The following is a 12,436-nucleotide window of genomic DNA, read 5'->3' on the forward strand; positions in this document are numbered from 1 at the left end:
CCCGTTCGGTCCCGCAGGGCGGGAGTTGTTGCCCAGGTGATGGACGTCATCCCCACCTGAGTTGCGCTCTGGCCGGGTCTAACGCAGCCCGCCCGCCGACGCCGCGGGAAGGCTGTGGAGCAGCCTGTTCGCGGTGCCTTCGTGGACACCGGTCAGCACGTCGACGGACGCGACGTCCACAAGCGCCTTCGCGACGTCCGCGGCCGAAACGGCGGGATGCAGGGCCCGGTACAGCGCGGCTACCCCGGCGACATGCGCGGCCGCCGACGACGTGCCGCTGAGCACCTTGGCGCCGCTGCCGCCGGCGTTGGGCCCGGGGACGTCCACCCCGGGCGCGAACAGGTCGAGGACCTCGCCGTAGTTCGACGTCGGGCCGACCTGGTCACTCGCGTCGGTCCCGCCGACGGTGAGCGCCTCGGTAACCCGGCCGGGTGAGAATTTGCCCGCGTCGGTGGCCTCACCACCCGCCGGGAGGGCGACCGGGACGACCGCGGCCAGCGCGCGGACGGCGGCGTCGAGCTGGTCGTTGGGCGCACCGCCGATGCCGAGGACGGCGACGGCGGGCTGCTGTGCGTTCTGCGTCACCCAGTCGATACCCGCGATGATCTTGTCCGTCGCTCCGCCGCCCTGGGCGTCGATCACCCGGATCGGGACGATCTGCGCCGCCTTCGCGACCCCGAACGTCCGCGACGCGGCGACGCCGGCCAGGTACGTCCCGTGACCGTTGGTGTCGGAGGTGTCGGTGCCGCCGTTGAGGAAGTCCTTACCCGGTTTGACCCGGCCGCCGAAATCCGGATGTGCGGCGTCGACCCCGCTGTCGATCACGTAGACGGTGACGTCCTTGGCATCGGTCTCGTAGTGATAGAGCTGATCGAGCCCCGCTCGCTGATCGATCCGGTCCAGTCCCCAGTTCGGCGGGTTCTGCTGGACTTCCGTCGCGGAGGCGGGCGTCGCGGCGGCCGTCACCAGCAGGACCGAGAAGGCCATCGCACCCATGCCACGCACCAGTCGAATGATCATGCCTCGGGCCTACGCCTGTCACGGGCGGGTGGCAACCTCAACGTGTGGTCGTCACCCGATCGGTTGGCGCTGGTCGGAGGTGTCCGCTGACCGTCGATTCCGGGAAGCAGACGAGCGCGTCGAAGGCGTTGACGACGTCGACGGGGTTGAACATGTGCGCGTGACGGATGCTTTGGGGGCCTTCGGTTCCGCGTCGCGCGCGGAGGTCGACCAGCCCCGGGCCTTCGGCCTCGGCGCTGCCTTCCGCCGGTGCGTCCAGATCTTGTTCGTACACGGTGAAACCGAGCCGTGCCGCCGGATCCGGCTCGAGGCCGGTGGTCTTCCCCTTGACCGCGGTGAGCGCCAGCGCGAAGTAGTCGTCACCGAACTCGGCCGCGAGGTGGGTCCCGGCCGAAGGTGAAGTGAGTCCGGGGAACGGCGAGAACGGCACTCGCTGGAGGTGTCCGTTGTGGAGCATCACGACGATCTTCGTGTCTTCGCCGTGCAGGCGGCGGATCAGCCGGACGGTTTCGGCCATGTACGCGTCGCGCGAACCACTTTGCAGAGCGGGGGCGTCGCCGGACATCATCGCGGCGACCTCGGCGAGGTAGGCGTCGACGCGCAAAGCGCCTTCGGCGTGATGCTCCGCGACGGCGGTGTTCCCGTAGACAGGACGCAACGAGGTGAGATGCGTCTTGAGCCTGGCGAGCGCCGCGGTGGCCTTGTCCCGCGCGGCGGCGTCGAGGGCGGCGTACTTCGCGGGTGCTTCCGCGCTGCTGACCGACGCGTACCCCTTGGTTGCCTCGATCGCCACGTCGACAAGGCTCTCGGCGGCTTCGTCCACCGTGGACAAGTAGGCGCGGACCGCGTCGAGCGACGGCACCGGCGACCCCGCGGAACTCGGCACGTCGAGGCCGAAGTACCGGACGTCGCCACGTTCGCGAAGCCAGGTCAGCATTTCGTGCGCCTCGGGCGACTCTCCGAGCGAGAAGGTGAAGCCGTCGCGGCCGATGTCGGCGACGTCGCCGGGGGCGCCTTTCAGCCAGTCTTCGACGAGCTTCCCCTCGGCGAAGCCGGATTCGAAACCGACCACCCGGAAGCCGAGGTGCTCGACGAGGTGCCGGAGCAAACGATTGCGCAGGTCCCCGAACTCGTGGAGGTGGTGGTTGTTCTCGCCGATGGCGACGATCTTCGCGTCCCCGATGAGTTCGGCGATCTTGGCTGGGTCTGACATACTGAGCACACTAACGCAACAGGAGTAGCAATTGGCAACCTCCGGTACCCAGCGGCCCGGCGGCCGGACCGAACGCACGCGCCTCGCCGTCCTGCACGCCACCCTCGACCTGCTGGCCGAACGCGGATTCAGCGAACTGACCGTGGACGCGGTCGCCGAGCGGTCCGGAGTGCACAAGACGACGGTCTACCGGCGCTGGTCGTCGCCGGACGGACTCGTCGCGGCCGCGCTGCAAATGGGCGCGGAGGACGACTGGACGGCGCCGGACACCGGGTCGCTCGAAGACGATCTGTACGAAGTGGCGGCGGAGGTCGTGCACTACTTCACCGAACCGGCGCTGAAGGAACTGCCGACGGCTTCGGTGCTGGCGGCTTTCCAGTCGCCACAGGCGGCCGAGGCGCTGCACGATTTCTACCAGGACAGGCACGTGCGCATGACGCCCATCGTGGAGCGGGCCGTCGCACGGGGCGAAGTCCCGCCCGGCACGGATGGCGACGAGCTGGTGCGGGCCGTCTGCGGGCCGATGTTCTACCGGCTGTTCTTGTCACGGGAAGGCGTCACGGCGGCGGACGCGCGGGTCGCGGCGCGGGCGGTGACTGTGGCGGCGCGCGAGGGTGCTTTCGTGCGGTCACGCATTTAGAGGACTAAATGCGGGGTTCGCGCCTGGTGGTGTTGCTGAGGCTCGTGGTGCTCTCCGCGAGGGCCGTGAGTGGCGATTCGTTCCCCTCACCGGTCACGCTCGGCCACTTTCCGCCGTGATCTGGCTCCGAGTGACCGGGGACTGTGTGGATATTGCTTCATCTGACGCAACACAATCAACACGGTCACGGATCGCCGCGCTCCGGGACACCAGGCGGGCCGCGGCCGGGATTCGAGCACGCCATTTGCCTTACCCCTCGTTAGAACCCGAATCGCCACTCACGACCAACCCGGCCCACGCCGCCGTTGGGGTCAGTTTTGCCGTCAACACCAACGGCATTCGCGTCCACGCTGGACTCCTCGTGTCGAGAGAGGGAGCCCGTCATGACCGAAGAAGTCCGGAACCGGCCGCTGGAAATGTCGCGCCGGCTCAAGTTCGTCCGTGGCTTCCTCTGGTTCCAGGCGATCATCAACATCCTCGTCAGCGGCCTCGTGACCGCGGTGGCGATGAATGAACTCGATCACGGCAACGAGGAGGCCGGCCTCGCACTGGTGTTGGCGCTGCTCGGCTTCGTGGTCGCCGCCGTGCTGATCGCGAGCGCGGTGCGGATCTCCAGCGGGGCGCCTTGGGCGCGGGTGGCGATCATCGTCGTGGAGACGCTGAACGTGGTCATCGCGGTGATCGGGCTGATCAACAGCGAGCAGATCACTCACCTGATCGCGATGGGCATCTCCATCGGTATCATCGTCACGCTCAACAATCCCGAGGACCGCGCCTGGTTCACTCGCTGACGAGGTCGACCCGGTAGCGCGTCTCGGAAAGCAGGACGTCCTCGCCGGGCATGGTGTCGGATTTCTTCGCCCCGTCCGGCACCCAGCCCGCGGCGGCGTAGAACCGCTGGGCGCGTTCGTTGGTGTCGAGCACCCAGAGCGTCGCCTCGCGATGTCCCGCGTCCCGCAGGGCGGTGACGGCGGTGTCGTGCAGCAGCCTGCCCAGTCCCGTGCCCCAGCGCTCCGGCGCGAGGTAGATCGCGCGCAGTTCGCCGCGGATCCGGTCGACGGCGGTGAAATCGAGGACGGCACCGTCCTCGACGGTCGCGGGCCGGATCGTGGCCATCGTCAGCCTTTCACCTTGCGGGCGGCGAGACCGGTCACGACGGCGAGCGCGAGCACCATCGCCAGCGCGATCCCCCAGCCCGCACCGGTCACGCTCGAACTGCTCGGCATCGCGTAGAACAGCGCGCACACCATGACGATGCCGCCTCCGGCCACACCGCCGAGGAACGCGACCCCGAACGCCGCCGGCCGCAAGGACACGCCGAGCAGCGTCCCGATGACGAGGGTCACCGAGACGACGAGGTACACCGCGCCCTCGTCGGCCCGGCTCGACGAGTAGCCGACGAGTTCGATCGCCTCCACCACGAGTCCGAGTGCGCCGCAGGTCCCGCAAACGAGAGCCGCCACGGTGAGGGCACCTCGAGGTTTCCCCAGTCCGAGCCGGAAACTCCGGTCTCGCCGCACCGACACCAGCGCGCAGACGGCCGCGACGAGCAGGCAGCCGTCGGCGAGAACGAGGACGACCGGGCCGGATGGCATCACCGAGAGCAGCGCGAGCCCGCACAGTGTTCCCGGCCCCGCCATCCGCCGTGTCTTCGGCGGGAACATCGCGATTCCCGCCCCGATCGCGAAGACAACGAGTGGCAAGACGGTCCAGCCGCCGTCTTCGAAGAAGTCCTCCACGCTGCTGCTGAACTGGGACGCGATGACCACCAGGTACACCGCGGCCGCGAAGGCGAACAGCCCGGCGGCGACGGCGAACGGGTCGCGCTTCGGTCGCGCGGGCACGGCCGCTTCGGGCTTCGGAAGTACGGGCGGCTCGGGATTCCTGGAGGGCTCCGGGGTCGGCGCGGGGGTGTGCACCGGCCGCGGTTCCGGCACCGGTTTGGGGTCCGGCGCGGGCTCGGGTTCTTGGACGACCTGGCCCTCGACCCGCACCACCGCCTCCCCCGTCGGCCCGGTCACGGTGATCCGCCCCTCGAACGCCCCGACCTCCGCCAGGTCCAGCGAAACCTCGGCCCCGTCGGCGATTTCGGTCACCAGCAGCCAGGGGTGTGACGCCTCGAAGCGGCAGGCCCGCGCGATCGGCGGCCCCTCCAACCGGATCCGCGCCACCGGACGCGCTCCTCGGACGACCTCGCCGAACCGCACCACCTCGGGCTCGGTCCGCACCCGCGCTTCCCGCCTCGCCAGGTCGGCCGCCTCGGCGAGGTGCTGGATGTCGGTCTGCGCCATCGTGGTGAGGACTTCGTGGGCGCCGATGGCGACGGAGAGGTTCTCGCTCGTCAGCCGTCGCTGGAGTTCCGTCACCGCGCCGAGACGGGTGAACATGTTCGGATCCTCGCTCGCCGCGCGCAGATCGGCCGGGACCGGTGCCGGTTTGATGCGACGGCGCCTGCTGCGGGCCAGGTACAGCTCGCCCTGCATCTCGATGTCCCGGCTGGGCGTCTGGTTCGGGTTCCGCTCGCGGACGCTGTCGAACAGGTAGTCGTAAAGCTCGCTGAGCGCGATCCAGCCGTCCTCGTCGCGGTCGGCGTCCCCGGTCCGGAGGCCGTCGACCAGCGCGGAGGTGAACACGGACGGCCGGACGTGGTCGTCGGCGAGTTGATCACCCTCGAAGGCGTACTCGATGGAGTTCGACGCGGTGATCACCGCGCGGCCACGGCCGCCGAAACCGCCGCCGGGGAACGCGTCGAGCACGTTGGCCTCGCCGGAGGCGCGCACCGCGACCCCTTCGCTGAAAGCACCGCCGTAGCAGCAGTCCAACAGGAGAACGATGCTCCGCGACCGGCTCATCCGCATGCAGCGCTGGACGAAATCGGCGGGCACGGCACTCGACGCCAGCCGCTCCGGCCGGGTGTTGCGAGCCGCGAAGAACAGCTCACCCGACTCGCTTTTCAGCCCGTGACAGGAGAAATGCACGAGCAGGACGTCGTCCGACGCGCTGTCGGCGAACAGGTCCTCGACCCGGCTCGCGATCACGTGCGCGGTCTCGTCGCGCACCACCTGGACGTCGAACTCGCTGATGTTGCGATCGGCGAGGACCGCGGCGAGCGCCTCCGCGTCCGCCGCCGGGGACCGCAGCGCGCTCAACCCGGGGTTGTCGTACTCCCCGTTGGCGATGATCAGGGCCCGCCGCTCGCCGGTCATGACGCCGAATGCCTGCTCACGAAGAGGTCGACGAGCTTGTCCTGGTCGGTGAGGCTCGCTTCGGACAGTTCCAGCACGTCGCCGTCGATCTCCAGCCGGACCGTGCGTTTGACCCGCCCGCCGCGCGAAAGCCACTCCCGCACCGCCGTGACGACCGAGCGCAGCCCCTCGGCGGACTGTCCCAGCGTGACCAGCAACCCGCCCACCGTCGCGACGTCGAACGCGCGCGAGCCGGGCGGCGCCGGACCGGCGGGCAGCGCCTTGACCTCGGCGATCCCGCGATCGATCAGCTCGTCCCGGAGGTACCCGGTGAGCTGGTCGACGCGTTCGGCGTCGGCCCCGTCCTCACCGAGCTGGACACGAACCCCTGACGTCATCCCCGGCCTCCCTCGCCCGTACGGAACGAGGAAACCCTTAGCCTCGCCCGGCGACAAGGTCCGATCGGGCAGAGATGTTCACGTCAGCTTTTTTCCAGATACTCCACGCGATCTTCGTCGACGACGTCGGCGATCAGGTGCGCCAGCCCCAGGTAGTTCCCCAAGGCCGGGTCCTCTTCGACGATTTCCTGCGCCCGCGCCCGGGCCTCGGCGATGACGTCCTCGTCCCGCAGCAGGGAAAGCAGTTTCAGCGTCGACTTCTTGCCCGACTGCGCGGCACCGAGGATGTCGCCCTCGCGACGCAGTTCGAGGTCCATCCTGGACAGTTCGAAACCGTCCGTTGTGGACTCGACGGCGGCGAGGCGCTCGCGGGTCGTCGTGCCGTCGAGGGTTTCGGTGACCAGCAGGCAGAGCCCCGGCACGCTGCCCCGGCCGACGCGGCCGCGCAGCTGGTGCAGCTGGCTGATGCCGAACCGGTCGGCGTCCATGATCACCATCGCGGTCGCGTTGGGCACGTTCACGCCGACCTCGATGACGGTGGTCGCGACGAGCACGTCCAGGTCGCCCTTCGAGAACGCCCGCATCACGGCGTCCTTGTCGTCGGCGGGCATCCGGCCGTGCAGCACGCCGATCTTGAGGCCCTTCAAGGCACTCTCGGCGAGGTCCGGCGCGACGTCGAGCACCGCTAGCGGCGGCCGCTTGTCGCTCTTGTCCGACGCCGGTTCGTCGCCGATGCGCGGGCAGACGATGTAGGCCTGGTGCCCTTTGCCGCATTCCTCGCGGACCCGCTGCCACGCCCGATCCAGCCACGCGGGCCGCTCCGCGACCGGCACGACCGACGTCGCGATCGGCGACCGGCCGGCGGGCATCACGCGCAGCGCGGAAATCTCCAGATCGCCGTACACCGTCATCGCGACCGTACGAGGGATGGGCGTCGCCGTCATGACGAGCACGTGCGGGCTGGTCTCGTCGGCACCGCGGGAGCGCAGCGCGTCCCGCTGCTCGACGCCGAACCGGTGCTGCTCGTCGACCACGGCCAGCCCGAGATCGGCGAAGGACACGGTGTCCTGGATCAGCGCGTGCGTGCCGACGATGATCCCGGCCTCGCCGCTGACGGCCTCCAGCAACGCCTTCTTGCGTTCCTTGGCGCCCATCGAACCGGTCAGCAACGTCACCCGGGTCGCGTTCTCCGCGCCGCCGAGTTCGCCCGCCTGCCCGAGGTCGCCGAGCATTTCACGCAGCGAGCGGGCGTGCTGCGAGGCCAGGACCTCCGTCGGCGCGAGCATCGCCGCCTGCCGCCCGGAATCGACGACCTGCAGCATCGCTCGCAGCGCCACCACGGTCTTGCCGGAGCCGACCTCGCCCTGCAGCAACCGGTTCATCGGGTGCTCGGTGGACAGATCCCGCGCGATCTCCTCGCCGATCTCCTCCTGGCCGGAGGTCAGCGCGAACGGGAGCCGCTTGTCGAAGGCTTCGAGGATGCCGCCTTCGATGCGCGGAGAGGCTTTCGCGGGCCGGGAGACCAGGGAATGTCGCCGCTGCGCGAAAATCAGCTGCACCGCCATCGCCTCGTCCCATTTGAGCCGGTGGCGCGCCGAGTTCAGCGCCTCCCAGCTCGACGGACGGTGGATGCCGCGCAACGCGCTTTCCAGATCGGGCAGGCCGTACTGGGCCAGCAATCCGGGCGGCATCGGGTCTTCGTCGACGTCGAGCACGTCCAGCACCTGCCGCACGGCCTTGGCGATCACCCACGTCGGGATCCCTTGCGCCGCCGGGTAGACCGGGATGATCTCGGCGAGGAAGTCGTCCATCGCCTCGGCTTGGCGCTCGGCGTCGAACAGTTCGTACTCGGGGTTCGCCAGCTGCAGGACGTCGCGGAAGGCGGTGACCTTGCCGGCGAAAAGCCCGTTCTTGCCGGGGACGAGGTCCTTTTCGCGCCAGGCCTGGTTGAAGAAGGTGCACTGCAGACGACGTTTGCCGTCGGTGATCACCATTTCCAGCAGGGTGCCGCTGCGCGACTTCATCCGGCGCTTGGTGACGCGCTCGATCCGCGCCATCACGGTCGCGTGCTCGCCGAGTTCGAGCCCGGCGATGTCGGTGAGCTGGCCGCGCTCGGCGTAGCGGCGCGGATAGTGGCGAAGCAGGTCACTGACCGTCTCGATCTTGAGACCGTTGACGAGCGCCTTCGCCGTCGCCGCGCCCACGACCAGCTTGAGGTCCGCGCGCAGGTTCGTCATACGGTCACTCCACCCCCATCAGCAGCACGGCGTCGGACTGGCCGCCGGCGTAACTCGTCACTTCGACCTCGGGATGCTCCAGGCGCAGCTGATCGGCCAGCTCACCGGGCAACCGGACCGGCGCGTCGACACCGGTCAGCACGGTGACCAGCTCGCCGCCGAGGGCCAGCATCCGGTTCAGCACGCCGACCGCCGCCGCGACCAGGCTCGTCTCCGAGGCGGGCGCGGGCTCGATCAGGACGACCTCGCCGTCGACGAGGCCGACGACGTCACCGGCCTGCGCCCGGCCCACCCAGGTTAGCGACTCCTCCTGCGCGATCCGCAGTTCGCCACGCCTGGTCGCCGCGGCCGCTTCGGCCATCGCGACGACGTCGTCGTTGGTGCGGCGGTCCGGGTCGTGCACGGCGAGCGCGGCCAGTACCTGAACGGGGGACACGCACGGGATGACGACGACGTCGCGGTCCGCGGCCATCGCGTGGCCCGCAGCCGCGTCGGCCGCCGCGGTGAGCCGCTGCCCGCCGGGGAGGACCGTGACGTGGTGCCCGGCGGCCTCGTTGATCAGGCCCAGCATCTCCTCGACCGTCGGCGAGACCCCCTGCGGCACGGACAGCACCGCGACACCCTCGGCGCGCAGCACCTCCGCCAGCAGCCCGCCGTGGACGACGGCGACCACCGACCGGTCGATCCCGCCGCCGACCTCGATCGGGGTGGGCGTGATCAGCGGCTCGACCCGGACCTTGCGCGGGCGGCCCAGCTCGATCCCGGCCTCCAGCGCCGCGCCGATATCCGCGCAGTGCACGTGGACGGCGAAACCGCCGGCGCCGTCACCGGCCACCGTGACGCTGTCGCCGAGACCGCTCAACGTCCTCCGCAAGCCGGGGAGGCTGTCCTCCTCGATGCCGTCGAGCAGGTACATGACCTCCCACGCCGTCGGCGCTTCGATCGTGTGGGAGTGGAGGTGCGCTTCGAGGGGGTGCTCCGGCTCGGTGGGGCCGCCGGAGATCACGCCCGCGAGCGCGTCGAGCACCGCGACCAGGCCGCGGGCACCGGCGTCGACCACACCGGCCACGGCCAGCACGGGCAGCTGCTTAGGCGTCTCCTCCAGCGCTTCGGCCGCGACGCTCGCCGCGGTCGCGGCCACCTCTTCGAGGGTTCTCGTGTCACCTCGGACGGCGGCCGCGACGGTGTGGAGCACGGTCAGGATGGTCCCGGCGACCGGACGGCTCACCGCACCCGTCGCGACCTCGTCGGCCCGCGCGAGTGCCGCCGCGAGCCCCTGCCCGTCGAGCTCCTGGGTGGCTGCCGACTCGGCGATCCCCCGCACGACCTGCGACATGATCACGCCCGAGTTGCCCTTGGCCGCGGCCACCGCGCCCTTGGCGAGCGCCGCCAGCGCCTCGGCGGTACTCCCCGGCTCGGCCCCGGCCAGCGCGTCGCGCGCCGCGGTCATGGTGAACAGCAGGTTGGAGCCGGTGTCCGAGTCCGCGACCGGGTACACGTTGATGCCGTCGATCGCCGGTCGCAGCACCGTCAAGCTGTGCACACAAGCCGTCGACCACGCCGACACCGCCGCCACGTCCAGCACCCGCACCCGTAACCTCCTACCTGGTTCCAGCGAGCGTATCGACCCGGTGCCGGAGGCCTCTGAGCCACTGGTTACTATGGTCGAGTTGCCCAGCATGCTGGGCACCATTCTTTCGTCCCAGATCCAGAGGAGTTCGACGTGGCTGCCGTGTGCGACGTCTGTGGCAAGGGACCGGGCTTTGGTAAGTCGGTCTCGCACTCCCACCGGCGTACCAACCGCCGGTGGAACCCGAACATCCAGACCGTGCACGCCAAGATCGGTCTGTCTCAGCGCAAGCGCATGAACGCCTGCACCTCGTGCATCAAGGCGGGCAAGGTCGTTCGCGGCTGAGCGAGTTTTGGGAAATGGCGGGCGCTCAGTGAGTGCCCGCCATTTTTTATGCCCGCGTTTCGTCCTCTAGTCGCGGTACTTGCACGCGCAAGTACCGCAACTAGAGGACGAATTGCGACGGAGGTTAGGGCAGCTTCCACTCGACGGGGCCGGAGCCCTGGTCGGCGAGCAGCTGGTTCGCCCGGCTGAAGGGCCGCGAGCCGAAGAACCCTGCGTGCGCCGAAAGCGGGCTCGGGTGGGCCGACTCGATGCACGGCACCTGCCCCAGCATCGGCTTCAGGTTCCGCGCGTTGCGGCCCCACAGGATCGCCACCATCGGCTCGTCCCGGGCGGCGAGGGCCTTGATGGCCTGCTCGGTGACGTCTTCCCAGCCCTTGCCCTGATGCGAGTTCGACTTCCCCGGCTGCACCGTCAGCGCCCTGTTGAGCAGCAGCACGCCCTGATCCGCCCACGGCGTCAGATCACCGTTCGACGGCAGGGGGTACCCGAGGTCCTCGCAGTACTCCTTGTAGATGTTGATCAGGCTCTTCGGGATCGGCCGGACGTCCGGCGCCACCGAGAAACTCAGCCCGACGGCGTGCCCGGGCGTCGGGTACGGGTCCTGGCCGACGATCAGCACCCGGACGTCGTGGAACGGCTGCTGGAAGGCCCGCAGCACATGTTCCCCTGCCGGGAGATAGGTCCGGCCCGCGCCGATCTCCGCGCGGAGGAACTCCCCCATCGCGGCGACCTGCGGCGCCACCGGTTCGAGGGCCTTCGCCCAGCCTGCTTCGACGATGTCCTGCAGCGGTCGTGCGGTCACGGCGTGCGAGCTTACTCACGTCACCCGAGCCGTCGTAGCTCGACCCGGAACCGTGCCGCACGCTCGACATACCCGTCCACGACGAGCTTGATCATGTCCGGCCCGAACGACGTGTTCGGCCGGGTCTTCGCCGGTACGCCGAGCGCGATCTGCCCACCGTCCACATGGGACCCGTATGACAGGACCGCGCCGGCACCGACCATCCCGCCGTCCTCGACGACGGTTCCGTTCAGCACCACCGATCCCGACGCGATCAGGCAGCCCTCGCCGATCCGCGCGCCCTCGATGTGCACGGAATGCCCGACGGCCGAGGACTTCCCGATCACCGTCGGATCCCGCCGGGTGCAGTGCAGCACGCAGCCGTCCTGGACGTTCGAGCGCTCGCCGATCTCGATGTACCCGTGGTCGCCGCGCAGCACAGTCTGCGGCCACACCGACGCGAACGCCGCGATGCGGACGTCGCCGATCACGGTGGCATCGGGATGGACGTAGGCGTCGGGGTGGATCGCGGGTACGAGGTCGCCCAGTGCGTAGATCGGCATGCGTTCTCCTAGACCAGCACCTTGCTGAAGCAGATGCTTTCCGGCTCGTCCTTGTAGTACCCGAAACCCGGCATCTCCCGGTAGCCCGCCGATCCGTACAGCGCGATCGCCTCCGGCTGTTTGTCACCGGTCTCGAGCACCATACGCAGCCGCCCGGCCTCGGTGGCCGTCCGCTCCAGGCCGGCGAGGATCGCCCGCGCGACCCCTCGCCCCCGCGCCGAGGCCATCACGAACATGCGCTTGATCTCGGCGTCGCCGGGCAGCAACGGGTCGGGTCCCTCATGCGACCGCCAAGCGCCGCACGCGACCGGGACGTCATCGAGGTACGCGGCCAGGAACAGTCCTTTCGGCGCGGCGAACTGCTCCGCGTCCATCGGCGTCTCGTCTTCGCCGCCGTACCGGGCGGCCAGTTCGAGCTGGGCCTCGGCCAGCAGCTTCGCCGCATCAGGATGGTCGTAGGCCAGCACACGGAGATCCATGACCG

13 protein-coding genes are annotated in these 12,436 nt (G+C 69.7%); 3 read left to right on the top strand and 10 right to left on the bottom strand.

All coding sequences use genetic code 11. From position 1 onward, the window contains the following. Positions 1 to 78 precede the first annotated feature (78 nt). Positions 79 to 1,020 carry a S8 family serine peptidase gene (locus ACLJRL_RS30580; RefSeq protein WP_410659789.1) on the bottom strand — a complete coding sequence of 314 codons (942 nt, stop codon included), beginning with the start codon at positions 1,018 to 1,020 and terminating at the stop codon, positions 79 to 81. A gap of 37 nt (positions 1,021 to 1,057) precedes the next feature. After that, the gene (locus ACLJRL_RS30585; protein WP_410659790.1) at positions 1,058 to 2,233 is read right to left on the bottom strand and encodes an erythromycin esterase family protein; all 1,176 of its coding nucleotides are present in this window, start codon (positions 2,231 to 2,233) and stop codon (positions 1,058 to 1,060) included. A gap of 31 nt (positions 2,234 to 2,264) precedes the next feature. Here ACLJRL_RS30585 and ACLJRL_RS30590 point away from each other — a divergent pair, with 31 nt between their 5' ends. Both ACLJRL_RS30590 and ACLJRL_RS30595 read left to right on the top strand, forming a co-directional pair. Beyond that, complete coding sequence (locus ACLJRL_RS30590; protein WP_410659791.1) at positions 2,265 to 2,873, top strand: TetR/AcrR family transcriptional regulator; 609 nt, start codon at positions 2,265 to 2,267, stop codon at positions 2,871 to 2,873. 383 nt (positions 2,874 to 3,256) lie between these two features. After that, the gene (locus ACLJRL_RS30595) at positions 3,257 to 3,664 is read left to right on the top strand and encodes a hypothetical protein (RefSeq protein WP_410659792.1); all 408 of its coding nucleotides are present in this window, start codon (positions 3,257 to 3,259) and stop codon (positions 3,662 to 3,664) included. On the opposite strand, the gene ACLJRL_RS30600 is transcribed toward ACLJRL_RS30595, so the two are convergent. The 5 genes from ACLJRL_RS30600 to ACLJRL_RS30620 form a co-directional block, all read right to left on the bottom strand. After that, positions 3,654 to 3,989 (bottom strand): GNAT family N-acetyltransferase, encoded by a 336-nt coding sequence (locus tag ACLJRL_RS30600; RefSeq protein WP_410659793.1) that lies wholly within the window; start codon positions 3,987 to 3,989, stop codon positions 3,654 to 3,656. The two genes, ACLJRL_RS30595 and ACLJRL_RS30600, sit on opposite strands and share 11 nt — an antisense overlap. 2 nt (positions 3,990 to 3,991) lie before the next feature. Next, complete coding sequence (locus ACLJRL_RS30605; protein WP_410659794.1) at positions 3,992 to 6,079, bottom strand: caspase, EACC1-associated type; 2,088 nt, start codon at positions 6,077 to 6,079, stop codon at positions 3,992 to 3,994. Beyond that, positions 6,076 to 6,456, bottom strand: a complete 381-nt coding sequence (locus ACLJRL_RS30610; protein WP_410659795.1) for a hypothetical protein — start codon at positions 6,454 to 6,456, stop codon at positions 6,076 to 6,078. Before ACLJRL_RS30610 ends, ACLJRL_RS30605 begins: the two co-directional genes overlap by 4 nt. 83 nt (positions 6,457 to 6,539) lie before the next feature. Next, entirely contained in the window at positions 6,540 to 8,693 is a 2,154-nt protein-coding gene (gene recG, locus ACLJRL_RS30615) for an ATP-dependent DNA helicase RecG (RefSeq protein WP_410659796.1), read from the bottom strand. Between the two features lie 4 nt (positions 8,694 to 8,697). Continuing rightward, positions 8,698 to 10,284 (bottom strand): DAK2 domain-containing protein, encoded by a 1,587-nt coding sequence (locus ACLJRL_RS30620; protein WP_410659797.1) that lies wholly within the window; start codon positions 10,282 to 10,284, stop codon positions 8,698 to 8,700. 132 nt (positions 10,285 to 10,416) lie between these two features. Here ACLJRL_RS30620 and rpmB point away from each other — a divergent pair, with 132 nt between their 5' ends. Further along, positions 10,417 to 10,608 carry a 50S ribosomal protein L28 gene (gene rpmB, locus ACLJRL_RS30625; RefSeq protein WP_410659798.1) on the top strand — a complete coding sequence of 64 codons (192 nt, stop codon included), beginning with the start codon at positions 10,417 to 10,419 and terminating at the stop codon, positions 10,606 to 10,608. A 124-nt stretch (positions 10,609 to 10,732) separates the two neighbouring features. Here the strand turns inward: rpmB and ACLJRL_RS30630 are convergent, their stop codons facing one another. The 3 genes from ACLJRL_RS30630 to ACLJRL_RS30640 are packed head-to-tail and all read right to left on the bottom strand — an operon-like array spanning position 10,733 to position 12,431. Beyond that, positions 10,733 to 11,410, bottom strand: coding sequence for a uracil-DNA glycosylase (locus ACLJRL_RS30630; RefSeq protein WP_410659799.1), 678 nt, complete (start codon positions 11,408 to 11,410; stop codon positions 10,733 to 10,735). 20 nt (positions 11,411 to 11,430) lie between these two features. Further along, entirely contained in the window at positions 11,431 to 11,952 is a 522-nt protein-coding gene (locus ACLJRL_RS30635; RefSeq protein ID WP_410659800.1) for a gamma carbonic anhydrase family protein, read from the bottom strand. A gap of 8 nt (positions 11,953 to 11,960) precedes the next feature. Further along, positions 11,961 to 12,431 carry a GNAT family N-acetyltransferase gene (locus ACLJRL_RS30640; protein ID WP_410659801.1) on the bottom strand — a complete coding sequence of 157 codons (471 nt, stop codon included), beginning with the start codon at positions 12,429 to 12,431 and terminating at the stop codon, positions 11,961 to 11,963. Between the last annotated feature and the right edge of the window lie 5 nt (positions 12,432 to 12,436).

Source organism: Amycolatopsis sp. lyj-112 (assembly GCF_046549055.1).
Lineage (GTDB): Bacteria > Actinomycetota > Actinomycetes > Mycobacteriales > Pseudonocardiaceae > Amycolatopsis.